At 69.9% G+C, this 13,714-nt stretch carries 10 protein-coding genes; 7 read left to right on the top strand and 3 right to left on the bottom strand.

Annotated features, from left to right (window positions below):
- Nucleotides 1-711 precede the first annotated feature (711 nt).
- The 4 genes from DN051_RS41615 to DN051_RS41630 are packed head-to-tail and all read left to right on the top strand — an operon-like array spanning nucleotide 712 to nucleotide 4,341.
- The gene (locus tag DN051_RS41615; protein WP_053763237.1) at nucleotides 712-1,620 is read left to right on the top strand and encodes an ABC transporter permease; all 909 of its coding nucleotides are present in this window, start codon (nucleotides 712-714) and stop codon (nucleotides 1,618-1,620) included.
- The gene (locus DN051_RS41620) at nucleotides 1,605-2,525 is read left to right on the top strand and encodes an ABC transporter permease (RefSeq protein WP_199315044.1); all 921 of its coding nucleotides are present in this window, start codon (nucleotides 1,605-1,607) and stop codon (nucleotides 2,523-2,525) included. Before DN051_RS41615 ends, DN051_RS41620 begins: the two co-directional genes overlap by 16 nt.
- Nucleotides 2,522-3,520 carry an ABC transporter ATP-binding protein gene (locus DN051_RS41625; RefSeq protein WP_199840437.1) on the top strand — a complete coding sequence of 333 codons (999 nt, stop codon included), beginning with the start codon at nucleotides 2,522-2,524 and terminating at the stop codon, nucleotides 3,518-3,520. Before DN051_RS41620 ends, DN051_RS41625 begins: the two co-directional genes overlap by 4 nt.
- On the top strand, nucleotides 3,517-4,341 hold the full coding sequence (locus DN051_RS41630) for an ABC transporter ATP-binding protein (RefSeq protein WP_112443009.1): 825 nt from the start codon (nucleotides 3,517-3,519) through the stop codon (nucleotides 4,339-4,341). The genes DN051_RS41625 and DN051_RS41630 overlap by 4 nt, the downstream gene beginning before the upstream one ends.
- A 4-nt stretch (nucleotides 4,342-4,345) precedes the next feature.
- Here the strand turns inward: DN051_RS41630 and DN051_RS41635 are convergent, their stop codons facing one another.
- On the bottom strand, nucleotides 4,346-5,353 hold the full coding sequence (locus DN051_RS41635) for a lytic transglycosylase domain-containing protein (RefSeq protein WP_112443010.1): 1,008 nt from the start codon (nucleotides 5,351-5,353) through the stop codon (nucleotides 4,346-4,348).
- A gap of 380 nt (nucleotides 5,354-5,733) precedes the next feature.
- On the opposite strand from DN051_RS41635, the gene DN051_RS41640 reads away from it, so the two are divergent.
- The 3 genes from DN051_RS41640 (at nucleotide 5,734) to DN051_RS41650 (ending at nucleotide 9,392) form a co-directional block, all read left to right on the top strand.
- The gene (locus DN051_RS41640) at nucleotides 5,734-7,116 is read left to right on the top strand and encodes a COG1470 family protein (RefSeq protein WP_162625170.1); all 1,383 of its coding nucleotides are present in this window, start codon (nucleotides 5,734-5,736) and stop codon (nucleotides 7,114-7,116) included.
- Nucleotides 7,117-7,159: 43 nt separating this feature from the next.
- Nucleotides 7,160-7,555 (top strand): PAAR domain-containing protein, encoded by a 396-nt coding sequence (locus DN051_RS41645; protein WP_112443012.1) that lies wholly within the window; start codon nucleotides 7,160-7,162, stop codon nucleotides 7,553-7,555.
- A gap of 367 nt (nucleotides 7,556-7,922) precedes the next feature.
- Complete coding sequence (locus DN051_RS41650; RefSeq protein ID WP_246041264.1) at nucleotides 7,923-9,392, top strand: multicopper oxidase family protein; 1,470 nt, start codon at nucleotides 7,923-7,925, stop codon at nucleotides 9,390-9,392.
- Between the two features lie 218 nt (nucleotides 9,393-9,610).
- Here the strand turns inward: DN051_RS41650 and pepN are convergent, their stop codons facing one another.
- The gene (gene pepN, locus DN051_RS41655; protein ID WP_112443372.1) at nucleotides 9,611-12,043 is read right to left on the bottom strand and encodes an aminopeptidase N; all 2,433 of its coding nucleotides are present in this window, start codon (nucleotides 12,041-12,043) and stop codon (nucleotides 9,611-9,613) included.
- A gap of 515 nt (nucleotides 12,044-12,558) precedes the next feature.
- Entirely contained in the window at nucleotides 12,559-13,488 is a 930-nt protein-coding gene (locus DN051_RS41660; protein ID WP_112443373.1) for an aminoglycoside phosphotransferase family protein, read from the bottom strand.
- Nucleotides 13,489-13,714: the final 226 nt, after the last annotated feature.

The raw sequence follows: 13,714 nt of genomic DNA on the forward strand, positions 1-13,714 counted from the left end.
GCGCAAATGATCGCCATCGTGTAGTGCGCGGGATCGGTGATCAAAGGATCGCCGCCGATCCACTGACTTACGTATTGGTCAGGCAAACACCGGCGCAATGGTTACCGATGCCTTGACGGCGTCCGAACGGCGTCTCTACTCTCGCCATGTCTGCAGAGCCTGCCCGCCGAGCGCAGTCGTTGCGGGCCGGTGAGAGTGCGCCGGTTCCTGCCGCAGACGAGACAGCTGCCCGTCCCGGACGCTCATCGGCTCCCACCCCGTCGTAGGCGCCCACGTTCCGACCCGAATCGGCGAGCCGACCGCTCACCGGACCTGGGCAGGACCGCGCAATGCGTACAGCCTCCCCCTTTTCACATCCAGCCCGCACTTCCTCTCAGGAAATTGTCATTTCGACCCGGGTACGGCCGGTCGGCGATTTCCGGGAAATGCCGTGCGGCAGCGGAGACCACAGCCCTCAGGGAGAAGACCATGCGAGCCGCACTCGACCCCGCGACCGGATCCCGCACCGGTCTCCGGGACGTCCGGTCCGGCGGCCCGCACCGAGACGCGCCGCGGCGACGTCAGGAGAGGACCAGCGATGCCCCATAACAGAGAGACCCACGGCGGGTCCTTCGCGCGGAGCGGGGGAGCGCGGCTGCGGCCCGGCCCCGGCACACCGCCCCCGCGCCCCCGCCGGGACGGGTCCTGTACCAGGTGGGCGGGCGAGCGGCGATGACCGGACTCGGCGTCACCACGACCGTCACCCCGAAAGCCGCCGCCCATCGGCCCGCCGCCGCACGCGCGTCCGCCGGCCGCGGCCTGTGGGTGACGGGCCTGCTGCTCCTGCTGGCGCTCGGTCTGCTGGCCCTGCTCGCACCGCTCACGGGATCGCCCTACCGCATCCACACCGAATCGCTCACCGCCCAGGGACTGCCCGGCGGCCCGGGGACGCCCGGCCATCCGCTCGGTACCGACGCCATCGGGCGCGACATGCTCGCCCGCGCCGCCCACGGGCTGCGCTCCACCCTCGTCATCGCCGCCGTCGCCAACCTCGCCTCCGTGGGCCTGGGAACGGTGGTCGGACTCGTCGCCGGCTTCTACCGCGGGTGGATCGACCAGGTGCTGATGCGCACCGTCGACGTCTTCCTGTCCGTACCCACCGTGCTGTCGGGTCTCGCCCTGGCGAGCATCGTGGGCCAGGGCCGCACCGGCGCCGTCGTCGTCATCACCGCCCTGTACTGGGCCTGGACCGCCCGCCTGGTGCACGGCGAGGTGACCCGGCTCAGAGCCCGGGGCTGGGTCGAGGCGGCGCTCGCCCACGGAGTCCCCCCGCGGACCGTGCTGCGGCGACACGTCCTGCCCCATCTGTCCACGATCCTGCTGAACATCGCGGCCCTCAACGGCGCGTCCGTCGTCGTGGTGGGCGCGGGGCTGTCCTTCCTCGGCGCGGGCATCCAGCCGCCGACACCCGAACTCGGCAACCTCCTCGCCGACGGCTCCAACAGCATGATGTACGCACCGCACGCCCTGGTCGTCCCGCTCGTCCTCGTCATCGCGACCGTCCTGTCCTTCGTGCTCATCGCCGAAGGGCTCAACCGGCGCAACCCCCTCTCGAAGAGACACTCATGGCTCGACGCATAGGCATCCGCATCCTCCTGGGCCTGCTCACCATCCTGGCCGTGCTGCTGCTCACCTTCGTGCTCCAGTACGTGCTGCCCGGCGACCCGGCCCGCAGCATCGCCGGTCCCAAGGCGAGCCCCGAGGTCCTGGCCCGCATCCGGGAACAACTCCACCTGAACGACCCGCTGCCGGCGCAGCTGGGCCACTACCTCGCCGGGGCGGTCACCGGTGACCTCGGCACCTCCTACGCCAAGGACGCCCCCGTCCTCTCCCTGATCCTCGACCGCATCCCGGCCACCGCGGTCCTCGCGGGCGCCGCGCTGCTCATCGAACTCGTCGTCGGCACGGTGTGGGGCACCTGGGAGGCGCTGCGCCCCAAGCGCAGCTGGCTGCTGGCCACCTTCCACGTCGGCCTGCTGTCCGTCCCCGCCTTCTCCCTGGGGTTCGCCCTCCTGCTGCTGTTCGCCTACCAGATCCCGCTCTTCCCGATCGACGGCGGCACCGGCGCGGCCAAGATCGTGCTGCCGGCGGTCACCCTGGGCATCCTGGGCGCCCCCTTCTACGCCAACGTCGTACGCGACAGCATGCGCGACGCCCTCGCCTCCCCGTATGTGCGCACCGCGGTCTCCAAGGGGCTGCGCCGCCGCCGGATCCTGCTGCGGCACGTCGCCCGGAACACCGCCTCGCCGGTGGTGACCATGCTCGGGATGGACGTGGCGGTCTTCTTCTCCAGCGTCGTCTTCGTCGAGAAGATCTTCGCCTGGCCCGGGGTCGGCCTGCTGCAGACCGAGGCGTTCGCCGACCTGGACCGCCCCCTGCTGACCGGCACGGTGGTGGTGGTCGCGGTGATCGTCGTGCTGGGCAACCTGACCGCCGACGTCACCCGCATGTTCATCGACCCGCGCGTCAGGACGGAGGCGCTGTGACTGTGCTCGACGACCCGACCCCCGTCGCGCTCGGGGACGCTGTGTCGATCAGCGGCCTGACGGTGTCCTACGGCACCACCACCGCGCTGCGCGACGCGCACCTGCACATCCCCGCCGGGACCACCACGGCCCTGGTCGGCGAGTCCGGCTCCGGCAAGTCCACGCTCGCGCTCGCGGCGAGCCGGCTGCTGCCCCCCGACGCGAGCATCACCGCCGGTTCGGTACGGGTCGGGGAGACCGACCTCGCCGCGCTGACCGGCCGGCCGCTGCGCGAGGCCCGGGGCAGCGTCGCCGCCTATCTGGCCCAGGACGCCTCCGTCGCCCTCAACCCCGTCCTGCGGGTGGGCGGGCAGATCGCCGAGGTCCACCGGGTCCGGCACGGAGCGGGCCGCCGCGAGGCCGCGGCGCTCGCCGAGCAGAACCTCGCCGACGTCGGCATCCCCGACCCCGCGCGGGTCGCGCGCCGCTACCCGCACGAACTGTCCGGCGGGATGCGCCAGCGCGCCGTCATCGCCATCGCGCTGGCGTTCCGGCCCCGGCTGCTCATCGCCGACGAACCGACCACCGCGCTCGACACGACCGTCCAGGCGGACATCCTCGCCCTGGTCGGCCGGCTCCAGCGCCAGTGCGGACTGACCGTCCTGTGGATCACCCACGACATGTCGGTGGTGGCGGAGATCGCCGACCGGGTCGCCGTGATGTACGGCGGACGGATCGTCGAACAGGCCGACGTCCTCACCCTGTTCGAGTCCCCCGCCCATCCGTACACCCGGGCTCTGCTCCGCTGCTTCCAGGAGGGGCGGACCGCCCGGCCCAAACAGATCCTCGCCGCCATCAACGGCTCCCCGCCCGTCGGGGGCGTCCCGGACGGCTGCCCGTTCCACCCGCGCTGCCCGAAGGCCGACGACAGCCGCTGCCGGACCCTGCTGCCCGAGCCGCGCCCCATCGCGCGGGACCGGCAAGCGGCCTGCCACCACCTGGAGTTCACCTCATGACGACCGAAGAGAAGGAGCCGCCGCTGCTCAGCGTGCGGGACGTCACCAAGCGGTACGGGTCCTTCACCGCGCTCGACGGCGTCACACTCGACATCCGCGCCGGCACCACGGTGAGCCTGGTCGGCGAGTCGGGCTCGGGCAAGTCCACCCTGGCCCGCGTCATCGTGGGCCTCGAGGCGGTCGACGGCGGCAGCGTGCACCACCGGGGCGCGCCCGTCCGGGGCCGCGGCGCCCGGCTGGCGTTCCGCCGCGGCGTCGGCATGGTCTTCCAGGACCCCTACGAGTCGATCGACCCCCGCTTCACCCTGCACGAGGTGGTGGCCGAGCCGCTGCGGGCGCACGGCATGTACGGGCCGGGCGGCAAGCGGCGGGTGGGCGAACTGCTGGAGTCGGTCGGGATGGGCTCCGTGGACCCGGAGGCCTATCCGCACACACTGTCCGGAGGGCAGCGCCAACGGGTGTGCATCGCACGGGCACTGGCCACCGGACCGGACCTGCTGGTCTGCGACGAGCCGACATCGGCCCTCGACGTGTCGGTGCAGGCGCAGATCCTCAACCTCCTGCTGACGCTCCAGCGGGAACGCGGGCTGGCCTACCTGTTCATCACCCACGACCTCGACGTGGTCCGGCGCATCAGCGACGACGTCCATGTCCTGTACCGGGGCACGGTCGTCGAGCACGGCCCCGCCGCGCAGGTCATCGGTGAGCCCCGGCACCCGTACACGCAGAAGCTGCTGGGGGCGGTGCTGTCCGACTCCCCCCGGACCCGGCGGATCGGTACCGTGCCGGGCCCGTCCGACGCAGACAACACGGGCTGGTGAAGCGCTACTTGAAGAGGAAGTCCCAGTCCCAGAAGTCCGAGGGCGCGGGCGGCGGTGAGGGGGACGGGGACGGGGACGGACCGGGCGGTGGGTCGGACGACTCCGAAGGGCTCGGTCCGTCGGGATCCGGCGGCGGCTGCGACGTGGACGAGTCGGGGGAGGGGCCCGTGGTGTCCTCGGGTCCGGGGTCCTGCTCGGACCCGGTACCGGACGTGGATTCCGACGGGCTCGGGGACGGGTCCCGGGTCGTGTCGGCGACGATGTCGGGCTCCGGCGTGCCGGCGTAGCGGGCGATCCAGCCGAGCACGGTGTCGGCGTAGGTGTCGGACCGGTTGTAGCTCAGCAGCGCCTCGCGCAACTGACGCGGGTCGGCCAGGTCCCGGCCGCCCGCGCACAGGTAACGGCCGGCGCTCAGGGCCGCGTCGTACATGTTGTGCGGGTTCGCCGCCCCGTCGTCGTTGCCGTCGCTGCCCCACACCGCCCAGGTGGTGGGGATGAACTGCATGGGGCCCACCGCCCTGTCCCACCGGGTGTCCCCGTCCAGCCGTCCGCCGTCCGAATCGGGCACGCTCGCGAACCCGTCGCCGTCGAGCGCCGGTCCGAGGATCGGTTCGACGGTCGTGCCGTCCGCGGTGAGTGCCCCGCCCCGCGCCTGACCGGACTCGACCTGGCCGATCCCCGCGAGCACCGCCCAGCCCAGCCGGCAGCCCGGCAGGCTCCGCGCCAGCCGGTCCTCGGCGTTGCGGTAGGCCTTGTACACCGTGGCCGGAAGGGTGAGCCCGGAGGGCAGCAGGGTCTCCGCGGTGTCCGGAGCAGGTGACGGACCCGGCGACGGTGGCGTGGTGGGCGGTGTGACGAACGGCCGCGGCACGTCCTGGAATCCCTCGTCGGCGGCCCCGGCCCAGTCGGTGGGCTGCCGGCTCTCGTACACGCCCGCCCCCACCGTCACCAGCGTGGCCGCCACCGCCACGGCCGCGAAGCCCTGTGTGGCGCGCTGAATCGGTGACGCCATCCGTCCGTTTCCCCTGCGGTCGCCTGATGGGCGCGGCACACGGGCCACGGCCCGCCCCGGTCCCGGCACCGTGCCGGCCACGGCCCCTGCCGGGTGATGCTCGCAGCCGGTCCGGTGCGGGTCGGCGTCCATAGGGGAGGGCGTGGGGGCACGTCCGGTGCCCTCGCGGTCCGGCGGGACCGGGACCACGCCCGGCGGCGGGGTCGCTCCGGACACCCACCGGCGTTCGCAACGCCGCCTGTCGCGCGCGGGTACGCCCGGGAGCGGGCGGGGTGTCCCCACGGGACCGCGGATCCGGCCCTTTCGTGCAGCGCCGCGGGACCTGAACGACGCCCCCGGGCCGCTACGGCCCGCACGTCCCCGGAGCCATGCTGGGCCGGGTGGGAGCCATCGTATTGCTGCTCGAGGACGACACCCCGGCCGTACCAGGAGAGGAGACCAGGCGAGCCCTGCAGATCTGCAACGCCGGTTCCGTCGTCGACCGTTTCGAGCTGGACGTCGTCGGCGACGCCAAGGACTGGATCCGCGTCGAGCCGGCCGAGGTCAACGTCTTCCCCGACCAGTCCGCCGGCGCCGAGCTGGTCTTCACCCCGCCCCGCTCCACCGACCTGCCCGCCGGGGAGGTGACCTTCGCCCTCAGGGTGATGTCCCACGAGGACATCGAGGGCTCGGTGGTCGAGGAGGCCACGGTCACCGTCGGCTCCTTCACCGACTTCGGCGTCAAACTGCTGCCGAGGACCAGACGGGCACGACTCGGCGCCCGTTTCCACGCGGTCGTCGACAACCGCGGCAACGCGCCCCTGCGGGTCCAGCTCTACGCCGCCGACCCCGACGCCGGACTCGGCTTCACCTTCTCCTACAAGGAGATCGAGGTCACCCGCGGCACGGGTTCGGTCGTCCCGGTCAAGGTCAAGCCCGCGGCCCGGCGGTGGCGCGGCGCCGATCTGACCCTGCCCTTCCAGGTACTCGCGGTGCACCGGGCGGAGGGCGGCGAGGAGGAGCAGACGGCCGACGGGGCGGTGGTGCAGGCCGCCCTGGTCTCCGACGCCGTGGTGAAGTTCGTGATGGCGGTGGCCGCCGCGGTGGTCGCGCTGATCGCGCTGTGGCTGTTCGTCCTGAAACCGAGCGTGGAGTCCGAGGCGCGCAGGCAGGCGTCCGCCGTCGTCGGCGAGGAGTCCGGACCGCCCGGGAACGGCACGGGGGAGTCTCCCCCGCCGGACGGGGCGACGGAGAGCCCCGGCGCGGGGCAGGCCGGGGGGCCCGGAGCCGACCGGAGTCCTCCGCCGTCCCAGGACACCGGATCCGGCAGCGGCGGCGGTGCGGGTGGCGGGGGCGGCCGGGACGACCCCGGCGACCAGGAGTCGCAGTCGGAGGAACCGCCCGGCGACCAGGGCGGCGGAGGCGAGGCCTTCGACTTCCGCCTGGAGGCCGACGCGCCGGTCTCGGCCGAGTTCGACGCCGAGGCCACGTACACCGTGCCCGAGGGATCGACGCTCTACCTCATCGACGTGGTGTACGAGAACGTGGCCGGGGACGCCGGTGTCGTGCGGCTCCAGCGCGGGAACTCGGTGCTGCGCCAACTGGCCCTGGACACCTTCCGCAACCTCGACGAGAGCTACGAGCAGCCGATCGAGTTCGGACCGGGCGAGAACGTCGTCCTCGCGGTCCGCTGCCAGGACCCGGCTGCCCAGTCCGAGGCACCGGCGCAGAACTGCACCCCCGCCGCCTACTTCTCCGGCCGCCTCGTCAAGGCCGGAACGTGAACCGTCGAGTGCGCTCGCGCACGCCACGAGGAAGGAGACGAACATGCCCGGACCGGCCGCGGCGGCCCTCGGGGACCGGATCGTCGGCATCGACACGCACATCGTGCTGGTGCCCTCCCCGGGCGGCCCGGTGCCGACTCCGATGCGGCTGCCGTTTACGGGACCGATCGTGCACGGCTGCTGCCCGACGGTGCTCATCGCCGGACGGCCCGCCGCGACCGAGGGCAGCGTGGCGCTCAACACCCCGCCGCACGTCCCGCCGACCGGTGTCTTCCAGACCCCGCCCGACAACCGGGGCACGGTGTCCCGCGGCAGTACGACGGTGTTCATCGGCGGCAAGCCGGCGGCCCGCACCGGGGACCCGGCCACGACCTGCAACGACCCCGCCGTGCAGCACACCTCGAAGGTCGTCGCGAGTTGCACTGTCCTGATCGGCTGAGGCGCGCCGAGCGCCTCGGTGGACAAGTGCTCTGCTGAAGCGGGTGTCAGTCACTCGCCGAGCTGGGCGATGCGAGCGCCGCATCAGGCGTGGGAGTGGTCGGGGGCACGGAGTCGCGCCCGGCGCCGGTTCTCCAGCGACCACAACCGGTCCAAGTCGGTGGCGTCGGCTTTCTCCGGTTCAAGTTTCCCTCGGTGTTCTCGCACCATCCGTGATTTCGGCGGCTGCGAGGACGCCACGTATCGGGATTGAACTTGTGTCCGGTCAATCGCGGGTCGCTGCTCTCCAGGGGGTTCTTCCAAGGCAGGATGGCGTGCGACGAATCTCGTCCGCCCGCCAGGGATTCTCGCTATGGAGTCAACCCGGAATGTATTCGCGTTTCATGTGGAGTTGGTCCACCGTCGTATCTCTTCTCGCCGTCCTCGCTCTGATGTCGGGCTGTGCCGGAAGTCCGGACGTCGGCACGCACTCCCATTCGACGCCGCCACCGGCGGGCCTGGCCACGGTCTCCCCGTCGGCCGCCCTCACCGCCCCGGCCACGACCGAACTGCGTGACCCCGCACAGGTGGCGAGCAGAAACGGGCTGCTCCGCACACGCATCGTCGTCGAGCAGAAGAAGGTCGACCTGGTGGGCCGCCGCCTGTGGGCCCTGACCTACAACGGCCAGTACATGCCGCCGACGCTGCGCCTCAAGCCCGGCGACCGCATGGAGATCACGTTCGAGAACAAGCTCGACAAGCAGACCAATCTACATGTGCACGGAATGCACGTATCACCGGCGGCGAATTCTGACAATGTCTTGCTGGCGACCGAACCGGGAAAGACCTTCCGATACTCCTACCGTTTTCCGGAGAGCCTCGAGCCCGGCACGTACTGGTACCACCCACACCCGCACACGCAATCGGCGGCTCAGACCGCCGGTGGACTGTCCGGCATCATCGTGGTCGACGGGCTCGACAAGTATCTGCCGCCGTCCCTGCGTGGTATCACCGAACACGTCATCGCGCTGAAGGACTTCCAGATCGTCGGTGACCGGATCAAGACCCAGGACCTGAAGATGGGCGCACCGACCACGCGGACCGTCAACGGGCAGCTCAATCCCCGGATCCGGATCCGCCCCGGTGAGACGCAGTTGTGGCGGATCGCCAACATCGGAGCCAACATCTTCTACAAAGTCGCCCTGCCGGGCCAGAAGTTCTACGTGGTGGCCCAGGACGGTTATCCGGTCAACAAGGTCTATTCGGCCGACTCGATCGTCATTCCCGCAGGTGCCCGCTACGACGTGCTCGTCCAAGGCGGCCCTGTGGGCTCCCGGGAACTGCGGACGCTCCCCTACAACTCCGGAAAGGCCGGCAACCAGTTCCCGCAGGCGACCCTCGCGACCGTCGAGTCCGCCGGCGAGCCGATGACCCCCGAGCCCATGCCCACCACCTTCGGGCCCACCGACGACCTCGCCAAGGCTTCCGTCGCCGCCCGCAAGACGATTACATACACCGAAAACGCGGCCGGTACCCAGTTCTTCATCAACGGCAAGCAGTTCGACCACAACCGCGTCGACTTCCGGGTCAAGCTGAACACGGTTGAGGAGTGGACCATCCGTAACGACACCGACGAGGTGCACTCGTTCCACGTCCACACCAACGACTTCCAGGTGATGAGCATCAACGGCAAACCGAAGACCAATTACGGCTTCCAGGACACCGTGGACATTCCGCCGCGCGGCACCATGGTGATCCGGTCCCGGTTCCTGGACTATCCGGGCAGGACCGTGCTCCACTGCCACATCCTCAACCACGAGGATCTCGGCATGATGTCCGTGCTGCAGATCGAGAAGTAGGCCGGCCCGCTGGCTCAGGTGGGGCGCCGGCTCCCGATCAGCGTGTCGGCGAAGCCCGCCGGGGCGGCGGGAGCGCACCACGGAGGGCAGACGCCTCCTCCGGCCGGAGGGGCGTACGGAGGATCCGGACTGCTGCCGCCGACTGTCTGATGACCCTTGTCGTCAGCTCAGCAGCGGATCAGAGCGTTGATCGATCAGGCGGCCGCAGGTGAAAGCCTTCAGCCGCGGGAGTGCAGCATGCGGCGCATCCGGTCGGCCTGCTCCAGGAGGTTCGTACGGACGACCGGGACAGCCTGCGCCGCCAGGTCTTCCGCTCGTCCCACGAAGGTCAGGTCGATACCGAACAGCGGGAAGAGCCATTTGGTGTAGGTCCTCGCCGGCACGGTTCCGCTGCGGTGGATGGTCGGCACGAGATCGAGGTAGGCCTCCGTGTGGGGCCTGAGCAAGTCGTCCTGGCCGGCGCTCCAGAACAGTGCCGCAACTGAGTGGACCGAAGCGATAGGCACCGCGCGGTCCGTCACCAGCGTCTGCCACACCGCTTTCTTCTCTGCCGCGTCCGGGGTCGCAGCGCGGACCTGGAGCCTGCTGACCCACGCTTCGGGATCCGGGTCGCGGTCGAGCAGAGCTTGAGCCTCGGCTGCGTTCGGGCTTCCGAGCTGAGCCTTGCGCACCAGTGCTCGCCACTGGAGATCAATGTCCTCCCCAGCCTCGGTCTGGAGCCACGCAACATCCTCCACCTCGGCGGCAGTGCGAGCGAAGCCACGCAACGCCGCTTTGCGGTAGGCGCCGACGCCGGAGAGGCTGCGGCACACCGCGGCCACTGCCCGCAGCAACTCGTCCCGCTCCGACTCCGGGCTCCACAGATCTGCGGCCTCGACAGCCAGGTTGAGATACGGCTCGATCACCGACGCGGACGTCTCGACAGCCAGCACTCCGGTCAGGCACTGCACAGCTTCGGCGGCTGTCGCTTCGCCGTTGATCAGCATGTCCCAGGCCGTGGTGACAGCGACACCCCGCGCGGTCGCAGTGGGCAGGCGGGCGGCGTTGCGGAAGAACGCGTCCCTGGTCGCGGCGTCAGGTCTCGTCGAGGCGAAGGTCAGGTCTTCATCGTTGACCAGATACAGGTCGGCTCCTGCCGGCAGGTCGAGCCGCGTCCGTTCGCCCGCTACCTCGACTCCGACGAGTGCCATCCGCTCAAGGCGGTCCCCTGAACGCTCGTAGGCGCCGACGGCAAGCACATGCGGGCGCGGCCGGCCACCCGGACCCTGAGCGACCAGGGCAAACCCATCTTCGTCGTGGTCAAGAGTCAGCCGGTCGGTGCCCGCTGTTTCCAGCCATCCCGCACGCCACTGGTCCAGGTCACGTCCGCTGGCGTCGGCGACCGCATCGATCAGGTCCTCCAGCGTGGTGCTGCCCCAGGCATGCGTGGCGAAGTAGCTGGTCAGACCCGCGGAGAACTCTGCCTCGCCGACATACGTCATCAACTGCTGCAGCACGGACGCGCCCTTGGGGTAGGTGATGGCGTCGAACGTCGCCGCGGCCTCGGAGACGTCGCGGACCTGCTGGCGGATCGGGTGCGTCGTCGGTCCCTGGTCCATGAAATAGGCTTTGAGTTTCTCGCCGGCCAGATGCGCCGTCCAGGCGTCGGTGTACGACGTCACGCTCACCGCGGCCCAATTGCTCGCGAACTCCGCGAACGCCTCATTCAGCCACAGGTCGTCCCACCAGCGCATCGTGACGATGTTGCCGAACCACATATGCGCGAGCTCGTGCAACAGGTACCGCGCGAAGATGTCCCACTCCGCCCTGGTCGGCGTGCTCCTGCGCAGGAACCAGTCCATCCAGGTGACGCAGCCGAAGTTCTCCATCGCGCCGGGGAACTCGGGCGTGAAGACCTGGTCGTACTTGTGCTGCGGAAACGGCATGCCGAACTTGCCGGCGAAGAACTCGAGCCCCTGGGTGGTCAGGGTGAACAGTTCGTCGGCGTCCCGGTCCAGGATCGAAGCCAGCGACTGCCGGGCGAAGAGCCCGAGATCATGACCAGCTCCGCTACGACGCAATTCGTAGTACGGGCCCGCATTGATCACAGTGTTGTACGCCGCCAGCGGCGGCGTCGGCGGGAAGGTCCAGCGTCGCACCGAGCCGAGGTCTTCGATCTGCGGGTCACCGCTGTTGCTCAACACCCGCCAGCCGGCAGGAGCGGTCATGGTGAACGCCCACGGCGCCTTGAGATCCGGCTGATCGAAGCAGGCCAACACGTACCGGGCGTAGTCGGGACTGAAGTCGGTGTAGACATACGTCTCGCCGTCGGCGGGATCGACCGCCTTGTGCACGCCCCGGCCATCGGCCGAGCACTCCGTCACCGAAACCACCGTGAGGACGTTGCGCTCGGCAAGATCGGGCAGCGCGATCCGGCCCTCAACAGCCGACCGCAACACGACCCCGTTGAGCGTGGCGCTCTCGACCATCGCCGCACAATCGACAAAGGTCTCGGCCCCGGGCCGGTGACACGTAAAAGTGATCGTCGACGCGCACCGGACCCGCGAACCGGTCATCAACTCCGAAAGGTCCACGGCAACGTCATACCGCTCGACCGTCAGCAGGCTCGCCCGCCCCTCGGCCTCAGTTCGGGTCAGACTCCTGCCGCTCATCACGTTCCCTCTCGAAGATTCGTTCATTCGCTGCGAACCACCCGCTCAGCAGCAAGAGGCACACGTGCACCGCGTGTCTCCATCGCGTCGCCCATCGAAGGACACGACTGGTCCTTCGCCGCTACAGCTCAGCTAAAGGTCGGCTCCACGAGGGCCCCGAACCCCAGTCGCTGCCGGCGGAGGTCCAGCTGATCGGCGGCTTCCTCCCAAACCTTGGAGGACAGAGCACCCAGAAACAGTAAATGATCGCCTTTCCGCCGAGTTTGAGCATCTCCTACTCATCCGATGCCGTGGAACCTGGTGATCACCCGATTGGGAATAGGGCGTCCAGTCGCCTGCTAGTAGGCTCGTCTGGCCTCCTCGGAAGCACCCGCTCATACCCAGAGCCGCTGCTGGAAGGCTGTGGGGACGGAAGCGTGGGTTCGCCCGTTGGCAGCGGCCGTTACAGAACGTCACTGATCGGCGGATCTGACTCAGCTTCTCACAGAGAGGTGATCCGCATCAGACCGCCGCGTTCAGAACGCTCCCCAGGAGTCGCGGCCTTCGCCAGTGCGCAGTGACCGCATGCGTCGCGCGAACTCCGCGGCGTAGCGCTCGCTCGTGCCGACCTGGTGGCCGATCCACGCCACCATCATCAGCTCCCGCAGGTCGGCCAGTGTCTCGTACCCCGGCCAGTTCATGAGGTCGAAGCCGTACCGGTGGACGAACTCTGCGTACTCCGCCTTGCTGTGCCAGCCGTAACGGTCGTAGTAGATCGCGGTCAGGATCAGGTCCCACTCACGCGGGGCGAGGGTGAGCCCGTCGAGGTCGATGAGGACCGCGTGGCCGTCCCGGTGCCGGAGGACGTTCCCGATGTTGGCGTCCCCGTGGATCAGGCCGAAGGGGAGGGCAAAGTCCAGTCGGTCGTACTCCTTGGCGAGCGTGGCCGCCCGCTCCTCCAGGAAGGACCGGTCCTCCGTGGAAACGGCGGTCAAGCCGTCCAGCGAGGCCGACAGCTTGGCCAGCGGGTCGAAGTACGGGAGACGCAACGACTCGGGTTCTTCGAGCCAGTGGAAATGGCGGAGCAGGTCGGCCAGCTCTCCGACCGTCGCGTACTCCTCGCGCTCCTGGACGCTCTCCCAGAAGGTCACCACCCGCTTGTGCACGACCAGGGGCTGAGCGACGCCGGCCAGCACGCGCGTCGCCGGGAAGGCGACCGTCTCCAGCCATCGGGCCACGGCCACGGACCGTTCCATATCGGCGAGAAGAGCCGGGGCACGGGCGATACGGACGATGACCGGTAAGGACGCCAGCCGGTACACCGCGTTCGATCCCAAGCGCAGGAGCTCTGCCCCGGTCGGGTCCAGTCCGGCCGCCTCGCACGCCTCGCGGAGGACGCCTTCCATCCCCTCCGCCGTGAACTCCGTACCGCCGCCGTGCGCCGCCCCGCCGCTGCCCGAGTTCATGCCTTCGACCATACGGCGCGGCCCCGACGCCGGACAGGGCGTCCACGTAATAGGGGCGTAATGAGCTTCGTCCGTGCTGCCCTATGTCGCCGCTCCTCCGCAGCTCAGGGCACTGTTCACCCCTCACCTACCCCTGGCGTCCGGAGCCGTGTGGGCAGGTTCGAATCCTGCCGGGGGCACACTGTGTAAGTGGATCAGAAGGTTGTGAGGGGGGTGGGTGCGGAGC

The sequence above is a fragment of the Streptomyces cadmiisoli genome (genome assembly GCF_003261055.1).
GTDB classification, from domain to species: domain Bacteria; phylum Actinomycetota; class Actinomycetes; order Streptomycetales; family Streptomycetaceae; genus Streptomyces; species Streptomyces cadmiisoli.

What these genes read in the sequence shown, in the direction of transcription:
- DN051_RS41615 (WP_053763237.1), top strand. Translation starts at nt 712, where the DNA reads ATGACCGGACTCGGCGTCACCACGACCGTCACCCCGAAAGCCGCCGCC.
- DN051_RS41620 (WP_199315044.1), top strand. Translation starts at nt 1,605, where the DNA reads ATGGCTCGACGCATAGGCATCCGCATCCTCCTGGGCCTGCTCACCATC.
- DN051_RS41630 (WP_112443009.1), top strand. Translation starts at nt 3,517, where the DNA reads ATGACGACCGAAGAGAAGGAGCCGCCGCTGCTCAGCGTGCGGGACGTC.
- DN051_RS41635 (WP_112443010.1), bottom strand. Translation starts at nt 5,353, where the DNA reads ATGGCGTCACCGATTCAGCGCGCCACACAGGGCTTCGCGGCCGTGGCG.
- DN051_RS41645 (WP_112443012.1), top strand. Translation starts at nt 7,160, where the DNA reads ATGCCCGGACCGGCCGCGGCGGCCCTCGGGGACCGGATCGTCGGCATC.
- DN051_RS41650 (WP_246041264.1), top strand. Translation starts at nt 7,923, where the DNA reads ATGTATTCGCGTTTCATGTGGAGTTGGTCCACCGTCGTATCTCTTCTC.
- pepN (WP_112443372.1), bottom strand. Translation starts at nt 12,043, where the DNA reads ATGAGCGGCAGGAGTCTGACCCGAACTGAGGCCGAGGGGCGGGCGAGC.
- DN051_RS41660 (WP_112443373.1), bottom strand. Translation starts at nt 13,488, where the DNA reads ATGAACTCGGGCAGCGGCGGGGCGGCGCACGGCGGCGGTACGGAGTTC.